Source organism: Terriglobales bacterium (assembly GCA_035691485.1).
GTDB lineage: Bacteria > Acidobacteriota > Terriglobia > Terriglobales > Acidobacteriaceae > JAIQGF01.
Genome location: DASSIZ010000114.1, coordinates 16,143 through 38,508 on the forward strand (window position 1 = coordinate 16,143; position 22,366 = coordinate 38,508).

At 61.3% G+C, this 22,366-nt stretch carries 26 protein-coding genes; 12 read left to right on the top strand and 14 right to left on the bottom strand.

Going from position 1 to position 22,366, the window contains the following annotated elements; translation table 11 throughout:
* Positions 1–61 precede the first annotated feature (61 nt).
* Positions 62–271 carry a hypothetical protein gene (locus VFI82_14465; GenBank protein HET7185886.1) on the top strand — a complete coding sequence of 70 codons (210 nt, stop codon included), beginning with the start codon at positions 62–64 and terminating at the stop codon, positions 269–271.
* Here the strand turns inward: VFI82_14465 and VFI82_14470 are convergent.
* The 4 genes from VFI82_14470 to VFI82_14485 all read right to left on the bottom strand — a co-directional run bounded on the left by VFI82_14470 (position 268) and on the right by VFI82_14485 (position 2,792).
* Positions 268–705 (bottom strand): hypothetical protein, encoded by a 438-nt coding sequence (locus tag VFI82_14470; GenBank protein HET7185887.1) that lies wholly within the window; start codon positions 703–705, stop codon positions 268–270. The two genes, VFI82_14465 and VFI82_14470, sit on opposite strands and share 4 nt — an antisense overlap.
* 118 nt (positions 706–823) lie before the next feature.
* Positions 824–1,558 (bottom strand): phosphatase PAP2 family protein, encoded by a 735-nt coding sequence (locus VFI82_14475; GenBank protein ID HET7185888.1) that lies wholly within the window; start codon positions 1,556–1,558, stop codon positions 824–826.
* A gap of 176 nt (positions 1,559–1,734) precedes the next feature.
* Entirely contained in the window at positions 1,735–2,145 is a 411-nt protein-coding gene (locus VFI82_14480; protein HET7185889.1) for a cytochrome c3 family protein, read from the bottom strand.
* 305 nt (positions 2,146–2,450) lie between these two features.
* Positions 2,451–2,792, bottom strand: a complete 342-nt coding sequence (locus tag VFI82_14485) for an RNA-binding protein (GenBank protein ID HET7185890.1) — start codon at positions 2,790–2,792, stop codon at positions 2,451–2,453.
* 290 nt (positions 2,793–3,082) lie between these two features.
* Here VFI82_14485 and VFI82_14490 point away from each other — a divergent pair, with 290 nt between their 5' ends.
* Complete coding sequence (locus VFI82_14490; GenBank protein HET7185891.1) at positions 3,083–3,778, top strand: SUMF1/EgtB/PvdO family nonheme iron enzyme; 696 nt, start codon at positions 3,083–3,085, stop codon at positions 3,776–3,778.
* Between the two features lie 140 nt (positions 3,779–3,918).
* On the opposite strand, the gene ccsA is transcribed toward VFI82_14490, so the two are convergent.
* Genes ccsA through VFI82_14515 form a run of 5 tightly spaced genes read right to left on the bottom strand, consistent with a single transcriptional unit; the run spans position 3,919 to position 7,043 of the window.
* The gene (ccsA, locus tag VFI82_14495; GenBank protein ID HET7185892.1) at positions 3,919–4,617 is read right to left on the bottom strand and encodes a cytochrome c biogenesis protein CcsA; all 699 of its coding nucleotides are present in this window, start codon (positions 4,615–4,617) and stop codon (positions 3,919–3,921) included.
* The gene (locus VFI82_14500; GenBank protein HET7185893.1) at positions 4,614–5,327 is read right to left on the bottom strand and encodes a heme exporter protein CcmB; all 714 of its coding nucleotides are present in this window, start codon (positions 5,325–5,327) and stop codon (positions 4,614–4,616) included. The genes ccsA and VFI82_14500 overlap by 4 nt, the downstream gene beginning before the upstream one ends.
* Positions 5,324–5,848, bottom strand: coding sequence for an isoprenylcysteine carboxylmethyltransferase family protein (locus tag VFI82_14505; protein HET7185894.1), 525 nt, complete (start codon positions 5,846–5,848; stop codon positions 5,324–5,326). The genes VFI82_14500 and VFI82_14505 overlap by 4 nt, the downstream gene beginning before the upstream one ends.
* Positions 5,845–6,525, bottom strand: a complete 681-nt coding sequence (locus tag VFI82_14510; GenBank protein ID HET7185895.1) for an ABC transporter ATP-binding protein — start codon at positions 6,523–6,525, stop codon at positions 5,845–5,847. The genes VFI82_14505 and VFI82_14510 overlap by 4 nt, the downstream gene beginning before the upstream one ends.
* Before the next feature lie 11 nt (positions 6,526–6,536).
* A complete protein-coding gene (locus tag VFI82_14515; protein ID HET7185896.1) occupies positions 6,537–7,043 on the bottom strand; it encodes a cytochrome c maturation protein CcmE in 507 nt (168 codons plus the stop codon).
* A 137-nt stretch (positions 7,044–7,180) separates the two neighbouring features.
* On the opposite strand from VFI82_14515, the gene thiC reads away from it, so the two are divergent.
* Positions 7,181–8,647 (top strand): phosphomethylpyrimidine synthase ThiC, encoded by a 1,467-nt coding sequence (thiC, locus tag VFI82_14520; protein HET7185897.1) that lies wholly within the window; start codon positions 7,181–7,183, stop codon positions 8,645–8,647.
* Between the two features lie 78 nt (positions 8,648–8,725).
* Here the strand turns inward: thiC and VFI82_14525 are convergent, their stop codons facing one another.
* From VFI82_14525 to VFI82_14535, 3 genes are all read right to left on the bottom strand, one after another.
* Positions 8,726–10,276: a hypothetical protein gene (locus VFI82_14525; GenBank protein HET7185898.1), complete on the bottom strand. Its 1,551-nt coding sequence runs from the start codon at positions 10,274–10,276 to the stop codon at positions 8,726–8,728.
* 156 nt (positions 10,277–10,432) lie between these two features.
* The gene (locus tag VFI82_14530; GenBank protein ID HET7185899.1) at positions 10,433–10,636 is read right to left on the bottom strand and encodes a hypothetical protein; all 204 of its coding nucleotides are present in this window, start codon (positions 10,634–10,636) and stop codon (positions 10,433–10,435) included.
* 386 nt (positions 10,637–11,022) lie between these two features.
* Positions 11,023–11,706: a GAF domain-containing protein gene (locus VFI82_14535; protein HET7185900.1), complete on the bottom strand. Its 684-nt coding sequence runs from the start codon at positions 11,704–11,706 to the stop codon at positions 11,023–11,025.
* 153 nt (positions 11,707–11,859) lie between these two features.
* On the opposite strand from VFI82_14535, the gene VFI82_14540 reads away from it, so the two are divergent.
* A complete protein-coding gene (locus tag VFI82_14540; GenBank protein ID HET7185901.1) occupies positions 11,860–12,378 on the top strand; it encodes a DinB family protein in 519 nt (172 codons plus the stop codon).
* A gap of 10 nt (positions 12,379–12,388) precedes the next feature.
* Here VFI82_14540 and VFI82_14545 read toward each other — a convergent pair whose 3' ends face one another.
* Positions 12,389–12,700, bottom strand: coding sequence for a PilZ domain-containing protein (locus VFI82_14545; GenBank protein ID HET7185902.1), 312 nt, complete (start codon positions 12,698–12,700; stop codon positions 12,389–12,391).
* A 170-nt stretch (positions 12,701–12,870) separates the two neighbouring features.
* Here VFI82_14545 and VFI82_14550 point away from each other — a divergent pair, with 170 nt between their 5' ends.
* Both VFI82_14550 and VFI82_14555 read left to right on the top strand, forming a co-directional pair.
* Positions 12,871–13,626 (top strand): PilZ domain-containing protein, encoded by a 756-nt coding sequence (locus tag VFI82_14550; protein HET7185903.1) that lies wholly within the window; start codon positions 12,871–12,873, stop codon positions 13,624–13,626.
* Complete coding sequence (locus VFI82_14555; GenBank protein ID HET7185904.1) at positions 13,610–13,912, top strand: hypothetical protein; 303 nt, start codon at positions 13,610–13,612, stop codon at positions 13,910–13,912. Before VFI82_14550 ends, VFI82_14555 begins: the two co-directional genes overlap by 17 nt.
* A gap of 11 nt (positions 13,913–13,923) precedes the next feature.
* Here the strand turns inward: VFI82_14555 and VFI82_14560 are convergent, their stop codons facing one another.
* Positions 13,924–14,835, bottom strand: a complete 912-nt coding sequence (locus VFI82_14560) for a patatin-like phospholipase family protein (protein HET7185905.1) — start codon at positions 14,833–14,835, stop codon at positions 13,924–13,926.
* Between the two features lie 153 nt (positions 14,836–14,988).
* Here VFI82_14560 and VFI82_14565 point away from each other — a divergent pair, with 153 nt between their 5' ends.
* From VFI82_14565 to VFI82_14590, 6 genes are all read left to right on the top strand, one after another.
* Positions 14,989–15,462 carry an NUDIX domain-containing protein gene (locus VFI82_14565; GenBank protein ID HET7185906.1) on the top strand — a complete coding sequence of 158 codons (474 nt, stop codon included), beginning with the start codon at positions 14,989–14,991 and terminating at the stop codon, positions 15,460–15,462.
* Between the two features lie 13 nt (positions 15,463–15,475).
* Positions 15,476–16,171: a VIT1/CCC1 transporter family protein gene (locus tag VFI82_14570; GenBank protein ID HET7185907.1), complete on the top strand. Its 696-nt coding sequence runs from the start codon at positions 15,476–15,478 to the stop codon at positions 16,169–16,171.
* 316 nt (positions 16,172–16,487) lie between these two features.
* Positions 16,488–18,908: a 3-hydroxyacyl-CoA dehydrogenase NAD-binding domain-containing protein gene (locus tag VFI82_14575; GenBank protein ID HET7185908.1), complete on the top strand. Its 2,421-nt coding sequence runs from the start codon at positions 16,488–16,490 to the stop codon at positions 18,906–18,908.
* A 50-nt stretch (positions 18,909–18,958) separates the two neighbouring features.
* Positions 18,959–20,137 carry an acetyl-CoA C-acyltransferase gene (locus tag VFI82_14580; protein ID HET7185909.1) on the top strand — a complete coding sequence of 393 codons (1,179 nt, stop codon included), beginning with the start codon at positions 18,959–18,961 and terminating at the stop codon, positions 20,135–20,137.
* A 26-nt stretch (positions 20,138–20,163) separates the two neighbouring features.
* A complete protein-coding gene (locus VFI82_14585) occupies positions 20,164–20,592 on the top strand; it encodes a GxxExxY protein (GenBank protein ID HET7185910.1) in 429 nt (142 codons plus the stop codon).
* A gap of 11 nt (positions 20,593–20,603) precedes the next feature.
* The coding region (locus VFI82_14590; protein ID HET7185911.1) for an acyl-CoA dehydrogenase family protein at positions 20,604–22,366 on the top strand (1,763 nt) is incomplete at its 3' end.

Genomic DNA, 22,366 nt, shown 5'->3' on the forward strand with positions numbered 1-22,366 from the left:
AAGCTATCGTGCCGGCGACCGCGTTTTCGCCATCCTGCAGCAACCCGATGTCGCGCTCCTGTTGACGTGCGACGCGCCTGCCAGCTGGACCGCCATGGTGTTCGACTTCGGCCAGAAAAAGGCCGTTGCCGCCGCCAATAACCATCCCTCGATCGCCGATGCGCAGAAATACCTGATGGCGCAGGTGCGGGAGCACTACAAGACAGCGCCGCCGGAGGAAGCGATCCGGTGGCAAACGGCGATTAACCGCGCTGACATCCTGCAAACCTAGTTGACGGCCAAACAGGTGAGCGAGTTGCGGTAGCGGCGGCAGCGCCACTGCCAGGTGTGCATGCCAGGATCGGCGTGGACGTACTCAAACATGTCAGGGCGGCGGGTTTTGCCCCAGTAAGTGACCGGCCAGACTTCGGGTGAAAATTCCGGGGTTCCGCCATTGACGCAGCCGAGAAAAATCATGGAACCATCGGTCTCCGGCAAAGCAATGCAGCTGCGCTCCTCGCCAACACTCCAATCAGCGCGACCGAAGTAGACCGTCGTGTCCTGGCGGTGCGGCACCAAGCCGGCGCGATTGGCGGCGTTGGCGAGGCCAAGACTTATACCTACGATGAGGATGATGGCAAAGGCCGCCATCCTCGTCTTGGCGGAATTATCCGGACCATGGCCGGCACCGAGGTCCATGCTGGCGCTGGCCGGGGTGGTGATCATGGTCTCCATCGAGGGGGATTGTAACGAGGAGGAGGAAGGAACAAGAGATTACGAGCGGCGGTGAACCACGGTGCTGATTGCGCTCGAAGCACCCTGGAGGTCCGGCAATTTCAGCGGCTTAGCGAGATCCCGACCGCGGCCCCGCAAGATAAGTCCCGGTAACGTAGCCGAGTGTGCCGCCAATGACGATGTCGGAAAAGAAGTGCTGTTTGGCGGGATAGCGCCCCAGGCTCACCGCGGCAGCAAGCCCGTAGGCTCCCCACTTGAGCCAGCGCTTATGCGGGTAGCGATGAGCAATGACGCTGGCCACGGCAAAGCTGGCGGCGGCGTGTCCGGAAGCAAAGGAAGTACCGCCTTCCCAGTATTCGCCGGAGCTGTTGTCCACGGAAGGCCGCTCGCGATTGGTGGCTTTCTTCAAAGCGTAGTCAAACACGGTGGCGGCACCCGCGGCTTCGAGGGCGGTCTGGGCGGTGGAACGCATATTTTCCCGATGCTGGCCGCAGCCGAGGGCGTAGCCGAGCCCGGCGCCGCCCAGTTCGACGGCCAAGCCAATGGTGGACCAGCGGTCAGCCTGGCGCTGGAGCGTTGAATGAGACTGAATCAGGCGGCTGGCGGGGGAATCGCCGGTCGCAATCAAGATTCCCGTGGCCGCCGCAATGGGCAACTCCCATTTCAGATTGCGCAAGCGAATGGCGTTGCGGGGCGCCTCGACGAACCCGGTCCAGATCTTTGCGCCGTCCTGGCGCAACTCACGGGAAGTGTTGTCCACGCATTGCGCGTGAGCGACGGTGCCCATGCTGGTTGCCAGCGCCAGCAGCAAGCAAGAAACCCGAGTTGACGAATGGAGGTTCATGTCGGGAAACATGAACTTCGATGCGGGCGTTATCACCGGGGATTGCTGCCCAGAGTCGAACTGCAGTGCACTCACTGGTGAGCGGAGGCAGCGCAAAGTCCCCTTGTCACTCAAACGGTCGAGCGACAAGGGGAAAGGACGTGCTGTTGATCAGGTCAGCGGAACAGCAGCCGCAATCAGGCGTTGGCTTTCTGGTGGCACTCGGTACATTTCGTGGGCGCCTTCTTGCCCTTGGCATTTTGCGCCAGGTGGCAATCGATGCAGATGCCCTTCTTAGCGGTGGCGTCGTGGAAGGCGAGTTTGTAGGTGGTCTTCATCGGAGCAGCGGCTGTCTTGGCATGGCAGTCCTTGCAGGCCTGCGTTTTGCCGGTGGCGGCTTTTTCCGGCTTGGAAGCATGGTGGCACGTTTCGCACTTGATATTGCGGTCCTTGGCGTGAGCCGAGTGCATGAACTTCACGCCCCCCATGGGATTGCCCTTGAGGATGATGGTGGCGGGCGCCTCCTTATCGGCGGCAAAACCGGCGCCGCATAGCAAGAAGAGAAGAACCAGGCCCATGATGATGGCAAATAATTTCGAAATCTTCACGTCGCCTCCTCGCGAGATGAACGACAGAACTAGCAGTCCGTGGCGGATTATAGAGGCGGGCGAGCGGGAAATTCAGTGATGAACAAGGAGGTCACGCGCAAGGGTGCGCGGCGTCACAAAGCAGTGGTTAATGGTCAGTAGTTAGTACTTAGGGGCTGGGTGCTAGTGGCTAGTAGCTGGTAGCGGTATCGGGTAGTTGGTGATTAGTGGCCAATAATATTGCGACGTATTCGCGCGGCGAGTGGAATCATCGCCGCTGCCTCTGACACGAATCACCAGCCACCAGCCACTAGCTGCCTTGGGTTCTAGTAGCCGCGGCCGCCGCCGTAACCCCCACGGCCGCCACCGCCGCCGCCACGTCCACCACGACCACCGCCGCCACCACCACCGCCGGTGCGTTCGGGCTTGGGACGGGCTTCGCTGACGTTCAGATTGCGGCCTCCGACATTACTGCCGTTGATGCCGGCGATCGCTTTTTCGGCTTCGGCGTCATTGGTCATTTCGACGAAAGCAAAGCCGCGTGGCTGCCCGGTATCGCGATCGCGAATCATGTTGACGCGCTCAACCGCGCCGTAACCCTCGAAAATCTGGCGCAGTTCGTCCTCGCTGGTCCTGAAGTCCAGGTTGCCCACGTAGATGTTCTTCATGTTGTCCTCGAGATTGAGGTCTGGCGATTGGGGCGTGCTCGGAAGCAGCGGAGGCAGTGCCGAGTTTGGCTCGCGATCTCTAGACCGAGTAGCAGTAATCGTCTCAGGCGGCTCTCTCTCCCGCCCAAGGCGGTTCAACTCTACCAGTTTCCCGAGGGAAGAGGACGCAAAGCAAGAAAGTTTTTTCGTCACGCATGATGTCGCATTGGTTAATACCGAGTTCGCCATAGCCGGCCTGTGCTAGCCTCAACAGCATGGGTGTGTACGAAGCGGCGAGGCCGCCGAGTGCGATGGCAGAACCAGTGATGGTGCGTGTGCCCGAAGGCTGGTTCTGGATGGGCAGCGAGCAGGGACTGGATTGCGAGCGTCCGCGGCACCGCGTCTGGGTGGATGGGTTTGAGATGGCGGTAACACAGGTCACCAACGGCGACTACGCGCATTACTTGCGCGCCACCGGCGCGCCGGCGCCGCCGAATTTTGACGATCCGGCTTTCCATGATCCCGGCCAGCCGGTGGTGGCGGTGTCATGGTTCGAAGCAGTAGCCTACTGCAAATTTCTGAGCACGACGACGGGACGGCGGTACCGGCTGCCGAGTGAGGCGGAGTGGGAGCGGGCCGCGCGCGGCGGAGTAGAAGACGAAACCTATCCGTGGGGAAACGAGCCGCCTCAGTCGCGTCCGGGATACGCCGCCAAGTGGAAGACCGGGCCGGAGCGGGTGGGGCACGGCGAGCCGAACCGATATGGTCTGTACGAAATGTGCGAGAACGTGCACGAATGGTGCAGCGACTGGTTTGACCCGGGGTATTACGCGCAATCGCCGGAGAGAAATCCGCGGGGACCGGACGGTGGGACGAGGCGGTCATCGCGCGGCGGGTCGTGGCGGCATCACGTGAAGAATGCGAGATGCTACACGAGATCGAGTATTCCGCCGGAGTTTCAGTATGCGGATTATGGGTTCAGGATAGTGCGGGGTTCCAGTTTCTAGGCTCTTACCGGTTTGGTACGAGCGTCAGCTGCGATGGAGGTCTTCGACATCGTCGCGCAGGCGCAGGTAGCCGCGAGTCAGGATCAGCAGGTAAACGATGTGGATCGCCCAAGCAGCGGCGTAGGCGGCATAAACCCACTTCATCTTGTCCCCCTTGCGGCGCCGGCAATGGCCTTCATGGCATGCGCTTCTTCGATTTGCTGGCGCAACCGCTCGAGCCGATAGCGAAGATAGAGCACCAGGGCGGCGAGCGCGAGAAATCCAAGCCAATTGATCAGCAAGGCGTGCATCATGCGGGGGTCGATGCCCGATCCTTCGCCCCCCCCGATGACCGGCTGCGGATGCTGGGTGCGAAACCAGCGGATCGCCATGTAAACAAATACCACGTCGACGGCGCCGAAAATGGCGAGCACGGAGGCGAGCACAGGATTTTGGCCGGCGGTCGAATAGCGGCGCAAGATCAAGTAGCTGACATAGATGAGCCAGAGAACGAGGGTGGAAGTGAGGCGCGCGTCCCAGGTCCACCAGATGCCCCAGATCGGCTTGGCCCAGATGGGCCCGGTGACGAGCACGACGGTAGTGAAAACGACGCCCACTTCAGCCGTCGAGAGAGCGACCGCGTCGGCCTTGGGATTTCGCGATGCCAGGTACCAGACGGAAGCCACGAGATTGGCGAAGAAGCACAGGAACGCGGTCCATGCCGAGGGCACATGGTAGTAGAAGATGCGCTGCGCATCGCCCATCGTCACTTCGCGTGGCGCGACGATTAGCGCCTGGTACAGACCGTAGGACAACAATGCCAGCGTAGCCAGGGCGAAGATGGAAAAAGCGGATTTCATTCAGCCTGCAAAACGGTTTCGAAGAGGAAGAATCCGACGATCGTGAACACTATATCGTACACGGCGAGGAAGACCAGCGGCAGGTAGGGAGAGCTGTCGCCGGTGAGAACGGCAGTGGTGGCCGCCACCATGGCCAGCAGGGCGGGAATCGAAATGGGGAACAGCAGCAGCGGCAACATGACTTCGCGGCTGCGAGTCCGGATAGACATGGCGGCAAAAAAAGTGCCGTTCACGACGAGCGCCCATGTGCCTAAAGCAGAGGCGATGGCAAGCTGGTAAGCGGGTCCGACGCTGCGCAAGTTGTAGAAGACGACGAACAGCGGCGCCATGAGCGCTTCCAGGATGATGACAAACAGGAAATTGCCGAATGCTTTGGCCAGGAAGAGAGATTCGGCGGGCGCGGGCGAGACGCGGTAGGCGTCCAACACCTGGTTGCGAAGTTCGCGGGCCCAGGTCTGGTTCAACGCGACGACGGCGGCAAACAGCAGGGCTACCCAGACCAACCCGCCGGCGATGCGTCGCGATTCTTCGGCGGTAAGGTCAAAAGAAAAGCTGAAGATCACGACCACGAGCAGGGCAAAAAACAGCATGGAGTTGATGGCGTCCTTGGAACGCCACTCCAGGCGCAGGTCCTTGGCGAGGGTGACGCGAAGAATATCGAAGAACCCGGGAGCGGAAGTCCGGTTCCGAGCGACGCCGGCGGTGCTCATGGCTGTACCGCCGGTTTGCTTTTCAGGTCCTGCTGCCGGCTGAAGCGAGGAATCCAGCGCGGCACAGCGCGGCAATATTCGTCGTACGATTCGCCGAACTTTCGGCGCAGGTCGGGTTCTTCCAGATAGACAACGCCGAGATGCACGGCCACGATCCAGGCTAAAGCAAACATCACGACGGAGGGAGACCGCAGGTACAGCCCAAAGGCGGCCAGCATCGCGAGCGCGCCGATGTACATGGGATTGCGCACGTACTTGTAGGGGCCGGCAGCAACCACGCGCCGGGGCGCGTCAAACGGAGCAGGAGTACCGCTTCCGCGAAAAGAAAAAGCTCCGATGCAGAGCAAGTCGAGAAGCAGACCGGGGATGCCGATGACAAAGGCCAGCGCAACGCACCAGCCGGGTAGCGAACGGCCGGCGCGCGCATCGATGCCGCTCACATACATCGCGAGCCAGCCCCAAAGCAGCACGAAACCGGAAGCGTAAACGAGGGAGCGAAGGGCGGCGAACAGGCGGCTCATCGCGGTACCTCCGCGCGGGCGCTTTCGCGGGCAACAATCTGGCCGGCGTTCATGATGACGGATTCATCGGCAACGCCATCGAGAAGCGCGGGCTGATGGGTCACCACGAAGACAGTCTTGCCGGCATCGCGCATTTCGCCGAGGAGGCGAACCATCTCGCGCGCGGAAATAATGTCCACGTTGGAAAAAGGCTCGTCGAGGAGAAGGATCGCCGGGTCATGGAGAACGCTGCGGGCGAGCGAGAGGCGCTGCCGCATGCCCTGCGAGTACTGGCCGATGCGGCGCTTGAGATCGGGGTCGAGGCCGACGGCCCGCATCACCCCAGCACAGCGCCCGTCGCCGCGAATGCCGTAAAGGCGGGCGAAGTAGCGCAGGTTTTCCATGCCGTCCAATTCGTCATAGAGGAGCGGCGCGTGCGCCATGTAGCCGATTTCCGAGGCAACAGAACGCAATCCAGTGAAACCGAGGACAGTGACATCGCCGCGCGACGGACGCATGAGGCCGGCAATGGCTCGCAACAACGTGGACTTCCCCGCCCCGTTATCGCCGAGCACAAGATAGAGGCGCCCGGCCGAAAATTCAGCGCTGATATCGCGCAGCGCGGCAAAGCGTCCGAACAGCTTGGTGACCTTGGTCAGGACGATGGCGGGCGCGGGTTGGGACTCGGTGGCAGTCAGACGCTCGGATTTTACTGCGACAGACCGGCGGTCGTCGTGCTTCCTGCCTGAGCTTTCTGCAGTGGCTTGGCGGGCGCGCTGGTAGGCTGCGAACCGGGCGCTCCGGGCTGATCGGGGGCGGGAGCGTATTTGGACGCGCACTTGGCCTGGAGCTGGTTGGCATGGAAGACGCCGTCGCGGCCGAAACGGCCCTCGGCCATGGCCTGGGAATCGTCCTTGAAGGTATCCGGCGGGGCCTCGGTGCCGGTATAAACGACGGGCAACATGAGGTCGTTCTCCTTGAGCGCGAATTCGACACGCGAACCCTGGCGGCGAATGGAACCGGGCACCACGTTGCCGGCCACGCGCAGCCGCTTCGCGTAGCGGCTGTCGTTCATCTCGCGCAGCTCCTTGATGGTTACGTAGTAGCTCTTACTCTGCTGCACGCCGGTGAAGGCAAGATATCCGAGCGACACCAGGACGATCAGGATGGCGACGGCGAATCGGAGGTAAGTGGACCGATTTTTATGATCGAGCATGCTGCCCCACTGTCGAAACTGTAACGCGTACGGCAAACCGAGGTCAACATCACAAAAGTCTGTGAGCGGCGTTCTCGGTTCGGAAACCAGGACGCGGGGTATAATGGTGGTTTTTGAGAGAGGGAGCCGACCAACCCATGAGTGACGTAAAACACAACGGAGACGGTCACGAGCAGAGCGCGTGGATTCCCAAGCCGCGCGAGGAATGGATCAAGAAGCGGCGCGAGGAAGGGGCGCACAGCGGCGATGACAATTTTTCGCAGATGCACTACGCGCGCCAGGGCAAGACCACCGAGGAGATGGTGTACGTTGCCGAGCGCGAGCGATTGACGCCCGAACTGGTGCGCGACGAAGTCGCCGCCGGGCGCATGATCATACCTGCCAACATCCAGCATCCGGAACTGGAGCCGATGGCCATCGGGGTGGCGTCCAAGTGCAAAATCAATGCCAACATCGGGAATTCCGCGGTCGCCTCCAACATCGATGAAGAGCTGCGCAAGCTGCATACTTCGGTGCACTACGGCGCCGATACGGTGATGGACCTATCGACGGGCGGCGATATCCACGAGATCCGCGAGGCCATCCTGCGGCATTCGCCGGTGCCGATCGGAACCGTGCCGATTTACGAAGCCATCGCGCGCGTGAAGCGGCTGGAAGACCTGAACGCCGACATCATGCTGGAAGTGATCGAGGAGCAGGCGGCGCAGGGAGTGGATTACATGACCATCCACGCCGGCGTGCTCATCCAGTACCTGCCGCTGGTGGCGCAGCGGATCACGGGCATCGTCAGCCGCGGCGGCGCGATCCTGGCGCAATGGATGGCGCACCACCACAAGCAGAATTTCCTGTACGAGCGGTTCGAGGACATCGTCAAGATTTTCAAGAAGTATGACGTCAGCTTCTCGCTTGGCGACGGGCTGCGGCCCGGTTGCGTGGCGGACGCCAGCGACGAGGCGCAGTTCGCCGAACTGAAAACGCTCGGCGAGTTGACCACGATCGCGTGGAAACACGACGTGCAAACCATGATCGAAGGGCCGGGGCACATACCGATCGACAAAATCAAGGAGCAGGTGGAGAAGGAAGTCGAGATGTGTTACGGCGCGCCCTTCTATACGCTGGGGCCGCTGGTCACCGACATTGCGCCCGGCTACGACCACATTACGTCGGCGATTGGCGCGGCGATGATCGGATGGTACGGAGCATCGATGCTGTGCTACGTCACGCCCAAGGAGCATCTGGGCCTGCCCAACGATAAGGACGTGAAAGACGGAATCATCGCGTACAAAATTGCGGCGCACGCGGCCGACATCGCGCGTCACCGTCCTGGGGCCCGCGATCGCGATGACGCGCTCAGCCATGCCCGGTACACGTTCGACTGGGAACAGCAGTTCGCACTGTCGTTGGATCCCGAGACGGCCCGCTCGATGCATGACGAGACGCTCCCGGACAAGTACTACAAGGAAGCGGCGTTCTGCTCGATGTGCGGACCGAAGTTCTGCTCCATGAACTACTCCTCGAAGGTGGACGAGTACAACAAGCAGGTACACGGCCTCGAGAAGAAGGACTACTCGGAATTGGCCAAGAAGCTGGTGGCGATCAAGTAAGCCGCGAGCCTCACGGGCAAAAGTCAGGAATGGCGTCGCGGGTGCGACGCCTCTCTTTTTTCTGTGACAATCTTTGCTTCAGTTCTCATCCGAGTAGCGCCGAACGCCGGAACTCTTCTGGGCACGCTGGGCGGGTTGCGGAGTCGCCTGCAGGTGCCGGACAACAACTTCGTCGTCTGCGGAAGTGTCACGTTCAGTGGAGGTGAAACGGCGCCGATTCCGTCGCGACGCGGACTTGCCGGCACTGGGCTTTTGCCACACCTGGCTGGGAGCTTGCGCGGCCTGCTTGGTCAAACTCGGTCGCGGCAAAGCCGGCACAGCTACGCCTGCACCCGCGGCTTTTCCCACCGTGGAGACGTCCATCCGCGCGGGGCCGAATGGGACCTGCTGCTGCGCCTCGTTTTGCATTAATGAGGCGGGAAGCGGAGTGTTGGGATGGCGATTTGCGGCGATGGCAAAACCGATCATGGCAGCCAAGGTAGCTATGGAAGCGACGAAGGCGGCGCGTTGCCACTGGCGCTCGCGCTGGCCAGGACGGCGACTTGCCGGCACCAGCCGCGGCGGGGACACGGGCATGGCGTCCGCGACAATCGCGTGCGTGACCAGCGCTGGAACCGGCGACACTCGGGACGGAGGCTGAGTTTCCACGTGGCGAGGACGAGCGGCGCGCTCGGCGGCGAGTGCTGCAGCGCGCTGTGCTTCCCGCTCCCGGATGACGCGGAGACGCTCCGCCTCAAGGGCAGCCAGGCGGAGGCGTTCTGGCTCGGCGGCATGAGCTTCCTCGGCGCGACGGGCAGCTTCGCGGGCCAATGCTTCGCGTGCGGCACGTTCCTGCTCGGCACGCTGAGCGGAGTCCTGCGCCATCTGCTCGCGTAAAACACGCTCGCGTTCCTGGGCCGCCCGTTCACGCTGGGCGAGCAAGCTCTGCTTTTCTTCCGCCTGGCGTTGCAGCTCGACTTCATGCCGGCGGCGCTCCTGCTCACGCTCCAACGCGCGCTGCTCGCGTTCCAGGCGAAGAGCCTGCACAGTTTCAGCGCGACGCTGCTGAAATTCTGACCACGACTCAGTGACACGCTTGTAGACACAGGAAAGAGCGTCGCGGACCCCGGCGCTTCCATCGGCCAAGGCGGCACCAAGTTGCCCAACCCTCTCGCCGATCACGCCGCCCTCTTTGGATTCGCGCTCGGAAATTGATGGCGCTTCGATCTCGTCGGGCAAGCGTCGCTCCTCGCTCGCGCGAGCGTCAGCCGAATACGAAGTTGGAGTGGCCGTTGCAACAGATTCTTTCGCCTGCTTGAAAGCGGGCTCAATTGACGGCGAACCGGTTGCGGCGGGAGTCGCGCCATGAGTTTCGGGCACATGCGAGGCGGCCGAGTCAGGACGCGCGGTCAGGACTCCCGGCGCGACGAACAGGTCTGCACCGTCATCGCGGACCATCCCGACAGCCATTTCCAGGACGTCGTGCGCGGGAACCTCGCCAATTTCGACGAGCAGGTCGGGTTCGGGACCAGTTTCCTCGGGCGAGGCAATTTCAACCTCGTATCCGGCCGCCTGCAGCCGTTCAATGAGCTTGTTGAGTGCTTGGGAACTTTGGTCGATGTTGGGGGTAACGATTCGCGCGACAGGCATGCAGTCCTCGGGGCGCCTCGACGCGGGCGCTTACGACACGACGGGCTTCAATTTAGACGCAGAAGTGCAGGATTCAGTTGTCAATTTGCTGGTCTAATTGGTGGCGCAAGTCGGCGCTGGGCAAGGTTTGGACCGGTCAGCGCGGCCGGCGGGGGATCAGTTGCAGCGTGCGAATTCCATGCCATCACAGGTTTGCATACCGGTAATGACCATGGCCTGATATTGGACGTCGAGGTAGGCGCGCAGAATCTCTATGTAGAGGTATTCGCGTTCCTGGGGCGAATGGCAATTGGTGCGAAGCTTGTCGAGCTGTTGATAACGATCGTGCGCGCTGATGAACCGTTCAATAACCGTGTCCATGGGGTTCTCCGAACCGATGCATTGTCGGGTTTGCAGCCGCGCCGGAGAATCCTCGGAACACCTTAGAACCCAATTAGTAATGCGCTGACGCAAGGTAGTGGCGGTCATTGCTGTCGCGCGTCCGCCTCCACTTGGCATGCAGCCAGACCAGGATACCGAGGGCGCAAATTTCCAACGGGCCGGCCGGAAATACCATTGCCCTGGCAGGAACCGGGCTGCTGGTGACGAAGTCGATGGACCAAACGATTCCAGCCCCGGCAATCAGGCTGGCAAACTGTTCTTCACCATGAATAGCCATGCAGCGAAAAGGTAATACGGGGAACCGTGGCGGGCCATGTCACCGTGGGGAATTGAACTTTGGTGTAGAAATGGCTAGAACGCGGTGCTCATGAACGAGCTTTCTCCCCGGCTGCCACGCGCAACCGCTCCTGCCTTTCCGCTTCGACCCCGGCGCGGGCCACGGCGGCGCGCAAGGGGGGCGCCGGTAGCTGCGGCGGCTTCACTGAAACGGGCGGACTGGCCAGAACCGTTTGACGCGCGTGCAGGACCACGTACTTGCCCCGTCCGACAAGGTACTTGGCGAGCGTGACCGCAACCTTGCGTAGCAGCACGCGGGCTGCATACGGGAAGCCGTTCAGGCGATCGCTCTCAACGTCAATGACCCCGATCACATGCGCCCCGATCTTAATGGGCATCACCAGCTCGGAACGGGTTTCCGAAAACACTTTGACGTACTGCCGATCACGCGACACGTCGGGCACGACCTTGGCTTCGCCCGTTTTTGCAGCTTGACCGACATTGCCCTCACCGAGCCGCATAGAATCGCAGCGCGGCGCGGGTCCCGCGGAGGCCACGCGGAGCACACGTTCCCCGGCGGCAATGAACATGGTGACGGCGAAATATTGCCTTCCGCTTTGCAGTAGCTGGGCGAACTGTTCGAGCGGCGACTGCGGAAGGTGCGCGCCACGAATCGGGCGCAAACCACGAACGCGAGGCGCCATCCGAAGTTTCGGCGCCAGCACTTGCTCGATGGCCACGAGCACTTCACGCGCAGAACGATAAGTTTTCACGGCGAGTCCTGGACGAGGGGAATAGGGGGTAAGTCTAATGGCGTAGAGAGGCAGGGTCAACGGAAACAGGAGTTGAGGCGCAAGCGTCAGGCTTCGGGCCGAATTGGGATTCCGATAGAATGCTTGGGCTGGTGCAAGGGATGAGGAGGCGTCGTGAAGAAGAAGATCGTACTGGCGCTGATTTGTTTGTGCGCGCAACCGCTGTTATCGCAGGTTCCAGAGGGGGTTGGACAGGGTTGGGACGGCGAATGGAAGCATGTTTCCAGCCAGTTGATCGCGTTGGCAGAGGCCACGCCGGCCGACAAGTTCGCCTGGCGGCCGGCGCCGGGTGTGCGTTCGACGAGCGAGGTGTACATGCACATCGCGATCGCGAATTTCTATTTTCTGAGCGTGCTGGGCCAGAAGATGCCGGCGGAAATCAAGCAAGGCACAGAAAAAGAAATCACCGCGAAAGCCGACGTGATGGCGTGGTTGAAGCGTTCGCTGGATGCGGTACAGTCCGCCCATGCCGCTGAAAAACCCAAGGAAATGGAACGAAAGGTCACCTTTCTGAAGCGCGAGACGACGGCGGACGCACTGTATCTCCGCGCCATCGTGCACTCGAACGAGCACATGGGGCAGTTGGTGGCCTACGCGCGCACGTCCGGCGTTGTGCCGCCGTGGTCGAAGTAATCGTGGGCATTTAGCTGAGGAATGAAAAACGATCGATGCGGACCGCGACACCCACCACGCTCTCGATGCGTTCCGTCCGGATGATGGTGCCGCGACAGATTCCGGTGGCGACGCCGGCTTCGGTCACTTCCTCCGGCAGGTCGAGCACAAAGTCGATCTGCTTGCCTTCGCGCCAGTCGTTGGTCTCGGCGTAGAAATACACGCCCGCCGGGCTGATGTCCTTAGTGACGGCAAAGACGGTCCTGCCGGTTTCATCGGCCCGCCGCACGGGAATCTGAGTGGCTACACGGCGAGCGCGGCGGCGTTCGACATCCGACGTCATGTTTCCGCCTTGAAAGAGAGTTCCTGGCTGGTGTGAACGTATCTTGCCACGGGGAAAATGTCCATTCTGAGAACCTAGGCAATTACCAACTCTTCCCGATTTGCAACATCGCGGCAAGAAAAAACGCAAGATCGCGGCGCCGGCCCGTCTCGCATGCAGGGACCATACGCATGCGGATCAACGCCCTTTTGTTCACCCGGGATTTCCTTCTGCAGCAAGCTGTCGAGCGGGCAGTACAGGAATTCGGCATCCAATCCGAACACCATGCCAGCGGACAAAAGGTCCTGCAGCGAGTGGCGGAATGGAAGTTCGCTTCCGTGATCACTGACTTTGATCATTACGACGGAGTCTCCCTGCTGGAGACGACGCGACTGGAAGGGCGTAACCGCAATACCATCGCCATTGCCCTGACTCGGCCGGGCTCGAACATGGGATCGGCATTCCGCAGCGGCGCCAATTTCATGCTGGTGAAGCCCATCACTCGGGAGCGCGTCTCCCGCCTGCTGCGTGCCGCCTACGGCCTGATTGCGCGTGAGCACTTCCGCTATTTACGGCACGCGGTGGAGGTGCCGGTGACGGTGCGGTTCGCGACCAGGCTGTCGCTCCAGGCCACGTCGCGGAACGTAAGCACTCGCGGCATGGGATTGCAGTCGAATCTATTGACAGGTTGGCCGTCCGGCGTCCGCGTCCAGTTCGTGCTGCCCGGGGCCAGGGCTCCGATTGAAGCCGACTGCGATGTGGCATGGGCCGATGCGTGCGGGCGCGCAGGCCTGAGGCTGTTGAATTTTTCGCATGGCTCCCGGCGGGAGTTTGAGGCCTGGCTGGCCGAGCGAAGTGAGGCACTGTACTCGGGATTGAAGCGGCCCGGTCTGCCGCAACACGGTGCTATGATGCCCCAGGATTATCCCCATGCCGCCTGTTCTTGAGCGATGCCGCACGTGGTTCTCGGAGCATTTCCTGGCTCCCAGCCAGGTTGACCGGCGGCTTTCGCAAAGAACGGTTTTTCACGGTTCCCTGCTGGTTGCCGACAGCGACGGTTGCGTTTACCACGCGAGCGGGCGAGACCAGACCGCCGGCGGATTGGGAGCGATCGTGTGCGGCGATCTGGGAATTGGGGAAAAAGTGCTGGTCCATCTGGAAGGCCGCAAGGTGCGCGCGCTCGTGCTCCACCGCAATGGCTACCGCTACGGCCTTCAATTCCTCGAAGAGTAACGCCGGCGCTCCTATGCGGGCGATGGGGCCTTGACGGGCGGTGCCTGGGTCAACGCCACGCCCGCCGGTTGAGCGAACCATTGCCGGATCGCAGGCAGCGCCTGGCGCGCGGCGACTTCACCGGCCCGGATGAGTTCCGGAGCGCGGTCGAAGCCGTCGTAGCTGAAGCCGCGCACATCGGGCTGAAGAATCACGTCCGCGGCCGTTTCCCACAATCCTGACATCTTCGATTGCGCAATCGAAAAGCACTGGCCGATGACGTCGAAAACGTGGCGCGGCCCGTTCAGGTTCACCCAATGCGCGCTCAGGTAAACGGCGATCACACGTTGCGCACCCATTTGCTTCAACGGCACGGTAGGCACGGCGTGGGCGAGCAAACCATCGACCATGAGACGTCCATTCACGTTCACCGGCAAGAACATGCCGGGATAGGCGCAACTGGCGCGCACCGCATCGACCAAAGGTCCGGAGCGAAAGACCACACCTTCGCCGCTGGCAAAATCGGTGGCGGCCACGGCGAGCGGAACTTTCAGCTCCTCAAAGGTATGGCAGCGCAGCATCTTCTTAAGGAAGCGCTCCATGCGGTCGTTGCTGGCGAAACCGTAGCGCGAGAGCGTCCAGCGGGCAAAATCCTTGAAGCGAACCAGGCCGGCAATCTCCTCCAGTTCCTTGGCGGAGATGCCGCTACAATAGGCAGCCCCAATGACGGAACCAACACTGGTGCCGGCAATGAAATTGACGGGAATGCCTTCTTCTTCGAGGACTTTCAGGACTCCGATATGCGCCAGGCCGCGGGCAAAGCCGCCGCCAAGCGCGAGTCCTACGGCAGGTGTGTCGGGCGCCACTGGGGCAAGCGGCGCTTCTGAAATGCGTTTCAGTCCGCCCACGAATGCGCGAACCGAGCGCTTAATTTTATGTAGCATACCGTGGCCCTGCTTCCGGATCCGGCCCCACTCGGACGTTACAATCGATATGATGCCCGGTGTCGCAGGAATGATGCAGCAGGAATGCCGCTTACGCTAGGTTACGGCGGTAACGGCCGTTGATTCCCCGGTAACGCGAGGCGAGCCACTTTCATGGAGCGCGAATTCTCCGCCGGAGGAGTAGTCCTCCGCCGCCGACAGGAGCGGTGGTGGGTGGCGGTGATCGAACCACAGAGGCGCCAAAAGGCTGGGGTTCGCACCGCTGCCACTGTGCTCGCGCTGCCCAAGGGAAACGTGGACAAGGGTGAACAACCGGAACAAGCCGCCCTTCGCGAGGTGCGCGAGGAAACGGGCGTGGAAGCCGAGGTGGTCACCAAACTGGATGACATCAAGTACATTTACGTTCGTTCCTGGGGCGACCGCCAGCGCGTGTTCAAGATCGTGAGCTTTTTCCTGCTGCGCTACCGCAGCGGCCGGATCGGGCAGATCACGCCGGCGATGCGTCGCGAAGTACGACAAGCGTTGTGGTTACCCCTGGAAGAAGCGCCGCAAAGGCTCAGCTATCGCGGTGAACGAGACGTCATCAAGCTAGCGCAGGATTACCTGGCCGCGCATCCACAACTGTAAGAACGAGGCACTCATGCCGCAGACACCGCACATCGAACGACATTTCACTTCCAGCGAAGCCGTGCGCGACATCGTGATCGGAATGGCGGACGGACTTACCGTGCCGTTCGCGCTGGCGGCCGGGCTTTCCGGTGCGATCAAGGCAACGCACGTGATCGTAGTCGCCGGACTGGCGGAGATCGCCGCGGGATCGATCGCGATGGGACTGGGCGGGTACTTGGCCGCCAAGAGTGACGCCGAGCACTACGAGCAGGAGCGGGCGCGGGAGTGGCGCGAGGTGAAGGAGATTCCGGAGGAGGAAGCGCGCGAAGTTTCGCAGATTCTCCAGGAATACGGCATGGCCACCGGCGAGGCGGATACGGTGGTGGCGGCGCTGGAAAAACGGCCCGAGGCCTGGGTAGATTTCATGATGCGATTCGAACTCGGACTGGAGCCGCCGGAGCCGGGGCGCGCGGTGCGCAGCGCGGCCACGATTGCCGGATCCTACGTCGCGGGCGGCCTCATTCCGCTGGCGCCGTACATCCTGCTGAACCAGGCTTCGATGGCGTTGATCGCTTCGGTTTGCGTGACCTTGATTGCGCTGGCGGGATTCGGCTACATCAAAGGCCGCTTCACCGGCGCCGTCCCATTTCGGAGCGCGTCACAAACACTGGTGACCGGTGCACTTGCCGCCGCCGCGGCCTACGTGCTAGCACGGTTGATCTCGTAAGTACCTCGCTAGCAATGATTTATCTTGACCTGCCGAAATAGGTGGCGTACTCTCGATTCAACTTGATAAGGGCGCGTCGCTGCCATCCTCACCCCACATCTTGCGACGCGCCCATAATTTTTTTTTGGCAAAGATTGGTCATTCCTGCCCGGTCCGGCGGTTAGCGAGCGTGTTCCTGGCTACTTACAGCTTCGAAATTCCCGCAAAAAGCGCTTCCCATTTACGCCGAATTTCTTTGCAACATTGACCCCTCGTGTCACAGGCCGGCACGCCTTCAAACTGCTATATTGGCGCGGGGAATACCTGGATTACTGCCATGATCAAACGCATTGATAAGGTCGCTGTCCTCGGGGCGGGAACCATGGGCGCGCGCATCGCCGCGCACCTGGCCAACGCCGGCGTCCCCTCTTACTTAATGGACATCGTGCCGCCGGATGCGGACGGGGAAGCTCGCAACCATATTGCCGCCTCGGGCCTGCAAGCGGCGCGCAAGTCGAAGCCGGCAGCGTTCTTCGAGCCCTCGCTCGCGCACCTGGTCACCATCGGCAATTTCGAAGACAACATGAAATTCATCGCCGAGTCCGACTGGGTGATCGAGGCGGTGGTGGAGAACCTCGAGATCAAGCGCTCGCTGCTGAAGAAGGTAGAGGAAGCGCGCCGGCCGGGGACCATCATGACCACCAATACCAGCGGCTTGCCGGTCGGCAAAATCGCCGAAGGCTTCAGCGACGATTTCCGCCGCCACTGGTTCGGAACGCACTTTTTCAATCCGCCGCGCTACATGCGCCTGCTGGAGGTCATCCCGACGCCGGACAGCGATCCGGCCGCGGTCGAGGCGATCTCGCATTTCTGCGACGTGCTGCTCGGCAAGGGGATCGTGGTCTCCAAAGACACACCGAATTTCATCGCCAATCGGATCGGGACTTTCTCGGCGCTGAATGTCATGCGGCTGATGCAGGAGATGGACCTGACCATCGAAGAAGTGGACGCGCTTACCGGCAGCGCCGTCGGCTGGCCGAAGATGGGGACGTTCCGACTGGCCGACATGGTAGGGCTCGACATCCTGGGACACGTCGTTTCCAACATGACGAACAATCTGAAGGACGAGCGCAGCGATCTGAAGCTGCCCGACTTCTTCCAAGCGCTTATCGAGCGCAAGTGGCTCGGCGATAAGACCAAGGGCGGCTTTTATAAAAAGGCGAAGAGCGCCGAGGGCAAGGAGGATGACCGGCTGGGACTGGATTGGAAGACCCTGGAGTACCGGCCGCGTCAAAAGCCCAAGTTCCCTACCCTTGAAATGGCAAAGCAGATCGATGACACGTCGCAGCGTTTGCGCACCTTGCTGGGATTGGATGGCGGCGGCCCGCAGAAAGGCGATAAAGCCGGGCAGTTCCTGTGGTCGGTGCTCTCGGATTTGTGGACGTATTCCGCCAACCGCATCGGCGAGGTCTGCGATTCGCTGGTGGAGATCGACCGCGCCATGCGCATGGGCTTCAACTGGGAGATGGGACCGTTCGAGTTGTGGGACGCGGCCGGCGTAGAGCCGACTGTGGCGCGCATGAAGAAAGAGGGGCGTCCGGTTGCCGCAAATGTCGAGCGCCTGCTCGCCTCCGGTAAGCCGACCTGGTACACGAACTCCACCGCGCCCTCCGGGGTGGCGTACTTCGATGTCGCCAATGCCGGCTACAAGGACCAGCAGGTCCGGCCGGGGATCTGGTCGGTGCAGGTGGTGAAGAAAGCCGGCGGCGTGGTCAAGAAAAATGCGGGCGCGACGCTGCTCGATTTGGGCGACGGCGTGGGCTGCATCGAGTTCCACACCAAGATGAATGCCATCGGCGGCGACATCATGCAACTGGTAACGCAAACGCTGAAGGCCGGCGGCGGGGGCGACAACTTCGACGCCTTCGTCATTACCAACGACGGCCAGCACTTCTCCGCCGGCGCCAACATCATGCTGCTGCTGATGGCGATCCAGGAGGAGGAGTGGGACGAGATCGACATGATCATTCGCCAGTTTCAAGGGATGACGCAGGCGATCAAGTTTTCTCCGAAGCCGGTGGTGGTGGCTCCGTTTGGCATGACGCTGGGAGGCGGTTGCGAAATTTCGCTGCATGGCGCGGCGCGGCATCCGCACGCCGAGTTGTACATGGGACTGGTCGAGGTAGGCGTCGGACTGCTGCCCGGCGGCGGCGGATGCAAGGAAATGACGCTGCGCGCCGTGGACGCGGCAGCGTCGATCAGGCCCGACGGACGCGGCGAGTCAGTGGAACTCATGGAGGCGATGAAAAAAGTGTTCGAGACGGTCGCCATGGCGAAGGTCTCAACCTCGGCGGCGGAAGCGCGCGGCTTCGGTTTCCTGTCCAACGCCGACCAGGTGACGATGAACCGCGACCGCGTGCTGGCGGACGCCAAGTCGCACGTAGTCGAACTACTGCGCTCCTACAAACCGCCGCGGCCTCGCACCGATATTCCGGCTCCGGGCGAGAGCATTTTGGCGACTTTGAAACTCGGCGTGCATCTGATGAGGCAAGCCGAATACATCAGCGACCATGAAGTGAAAATCGGAAACAAGGTAGCCGAAGTATTGTGCGGAGGTAACGTCACGCCCGGCACCCCGGTGGGTGAACAATACCTGCTCGACCTGGAGCGCGAGGCGTTCAAATCGCTCTGTGGCGAGAAGAAGACGCAGGAGCGGATTGCGTTCACGCTGAAAACGGGGAAGCCATTGAGGAACTAAAGCCGAGGATGGCCGATGGTCGATGGCCGATTAAAGGCTAAGAGCTATTTATGAGAGAAGTTGTTATCGCAAGTTCTGTTCGCACGCCAGTAGGAAAGGCTTACAAAGGCACGCTGCGCGCCACGCGCCCCGACGAACTCGGTGCTATCGCCATTCGCGGCGCGCTGGAAGGGGTGCCGCAACTCGATACCAAAGAAATTGAAGATGTCATCATGGGTTGCGCCATGCCCGAGGCGGAGCAGGGCATGAACGTCGCCCGGATTGCGTCGTTGCGCGCTGGCCTGCCGGTGGAATGCTCGGCCATGACCATCAACCGCTTCTGCTCCTCCGGGCTGCAGGCGATTGCCATGGCGGCGGAGCGGATCATGGCGGGTGGCGCGGAGGTAATCGTCGCCGGCGGCCTGGAATCGATGACCATGATTCCGATGGGCGGGCACAAGGTTTCGGCCAATCCCTGGCTGGTGGCAAATTATCCCGACGCCTACCTATCCATGGGCCTGACAGCAGAGAGGCTCGCAAAACGGTTCGGCGTCACGCGCGAGATGTCGGACGAGTTCTCGCTCAACTCGCACAAGAAGGCGCTGGCCGCGATCGAAGCCGGACGTTTTGAAGACGAGACCGTCCCGGTACCAGTCAGTTTCACTACTCCCAACGGCTCCAAGCCCAAGCGGCAGGAGATCATATTCAGGGTTGACGAAGGACCGCGCGCCGACACGACGATGGAAGCGCTGGGCGCACTGAAGGCCGCATTCCACGCGCACGGCATTGTAACCGCCGGCAATTCCTCGCAGATGTCAGATGGCGCGGCGGCGGCGGTGGTCATGTCCGCCGAGCGGGCGAAACAGCTCGGGATCCGACCGCTGGCGCGCTTCGTGTCGTTTGCCACCGCCGGCTACAAGCCGGAAGAGATGGGCGTCGGGCCGGTGTTTGCGATTCCCAAGGCGTTGAAGATCGCCGGCCTCAAGTTGTCGGATATCGACGTGGTTGAACTGAATGAAGCTTTTGCCGCTCAGGCACTTTGCGTGATCCAGGAAGCGGGGTTGGACCCTGGGCGCGTGAATCCGAATGGCGGCGCGGTCGCACTCGGGCATCCCCTGGGCTGCACCGGCGCCAAGCTGACGGCCACCATCATCCGCGAACTCAAACGGCGCAATGGACGCTACGGCATTGTGACCATGTGCGTCGGCGGCGGCATGGGCGCAGCGGGAATTTTCGAAAATGTTGGTTAGCCACAGAGAACACAGAGAGAAAAACAATGCAGGTCAACGACCTCACTCATGCCATCATCGGTGCGGCAATGAAAGTCCACACCGCACTCGGGCCGGGGCTGTTGGAAAATGCGTACAAAGTCTGCCTGATGCATGAACTTCGCTCCTCTGGAATAAAACTTCGGACAGAAGTTGAGCTTCCTGTCGTTTACAACGGTGTGCGAGTCGAATTGGGATACCGGCTCGACATGCTCGTCGAGGATCTGGTCATCGTGGAACTGAAATGTGTCGAGTCATTCACTCCCTTGCACAAAGGCCAATTGCTCTCCTACCTGAAGCTCAGCAACAAGAACGTCGGTCTTTTAATTAATTTCCAGACGGCTCATTTGAAGGACGGAATCCAACGGCTTGTCTACGGACGTGGTTGGGACAGGCCTGACTATTCTGCCTCTGTGGCCTCTGTGGCTAAGAATTAGGAAGGTTGAACATGGCGACAGCGACACCTGTATCGCGCAAAAAGGTTACCGGCGGAAGTTTCCTGATTGAAGAGCGAAACCTCGATGAAGTCTTTACGCCCGAGGATTTCACCGACGAGCACCTCCAGATCGCGGCGACCACCGACGAGTTCGCGCTCAAGGAAATCGCGCCGGCGGCCGAGAAACTGGAGAAAAAAGACTGGGCGCTCACCCGCGAACTGCTGAAGAAGGCCAGCGAACTGGGGCTGACCTCGGTGGAAATTCCCGAAGCCTATGGCGGCATGGACATGGACAAGGTCAGCGCGGCCATCGTCGCCGAGCACATCGCCAAGTATGGCAGCTTTGTGGTGACCTTTGGCGGGCACTCCGGCATCGGCACACTGCCGATCGTTTACTTCGGCACGGAAGAGCAGAAGCAGAAATACCTGCCCAAGCTGGCGACGGCGGAGTTTGTCGGCGCCTATGCATTGTCGGAGTCCTCCTCCGGTTCCGACGCGCTGAACTGCCGCACCAAGGCCGTGCTCTCGCCCGATGGCAAGCACTACATCCTGAACGGCGAAAAGATGTGGATCACCAACGCCAGCTTTGCCGACGTGTTCATCGTATTTGCGAAGGTGGATGGCGATAAGTTCACGGCATTCATCGTCGAGAAGACCTTTCCCGGTTTCGCCGTCGGCGCCGAAGAACACAAGATGGGCATTCGCGGATCATCCACCTGTCCGCTGATTCTCAACGACTGCAAAGTGCCGGTAGAGAACCTGCTCGGGGAAATCGGCAAAGGGCACATCATTGCCTTCAACATTCTGAACGTCGGACGCTTCAAGCTGGGAGCGGGATGCGTCGGCGGCACGCGCACCGCGCTGCAGGACGCCATCGCCTACGCCAAGCAGCGCAAGGCGTTCACGACTACGATCTCGCAGTTTGGGCTGATTCGCGAAATGATCGCCGACATGGCGGTGGACATCTGGACGGGCGAAAGCGCGGTGTATCGCACCGTCGGCATGATGGACGTCGCGCTCGGCGAAATCGACAAGCAGTCGCCCGAGGCGGCCAAGGAAATTCGCAAGGCCATCGAGGAGTACGCGGTCGAGTGCTCCATCATCAAGGTCTGGGGATCGGAAGCGCTGGACCGCGCGGTGGATACGACCGTGCAAGTGTACGGCGGCTACGGCTTCGTCGAGGAGTACCCGGCGGAGCGTGCCTACCGGGACTCGCGGGTGAACCGCATTTTCGAAGGCACGAATGAAATCAACCGGCTGATCATCACCGGCTTCCTGATGAAACGCGCCATGACCGGGCAGTTGCCGCTTATGCCTGCCATCAAGCGGCTCATGGATGAGGTGCTCGGCGGCCCGTCCATGTCGGAAACGCCGGAGGGTCCGCTGGGCGCCGAGAAGGCGATCTTGGCCAACGCCAAGAAAATCGCGCTGTTCACCGCCGGGGCCGCCTCGCAGAAATACATGCAGAAACTAGTGGACCAGCAGGAGATCATGGGGGCGCTGGCCGACATCATCATTGAAACCTACTGCATGGAATCGGCGGTGCTGCGTGCGGAGAAGGTTTCCGGCCGCGGCAATGCTGAACTTGCCATCGCGATGACGCAGGTGTACGTGGCGCGCGCCATGGAAACGATCGAAGCCGCGGCGCGCAAGGTGATCGCCGCCATCGCCGAGGGCGACATGCTGCGCACGCAGATGGCAATCCTGCGGCGGCTGCTCAAGTACGAACCGGTGAACACCATCGCGCTGCGGGAAAAGATTGCCGCGCGCGTGAT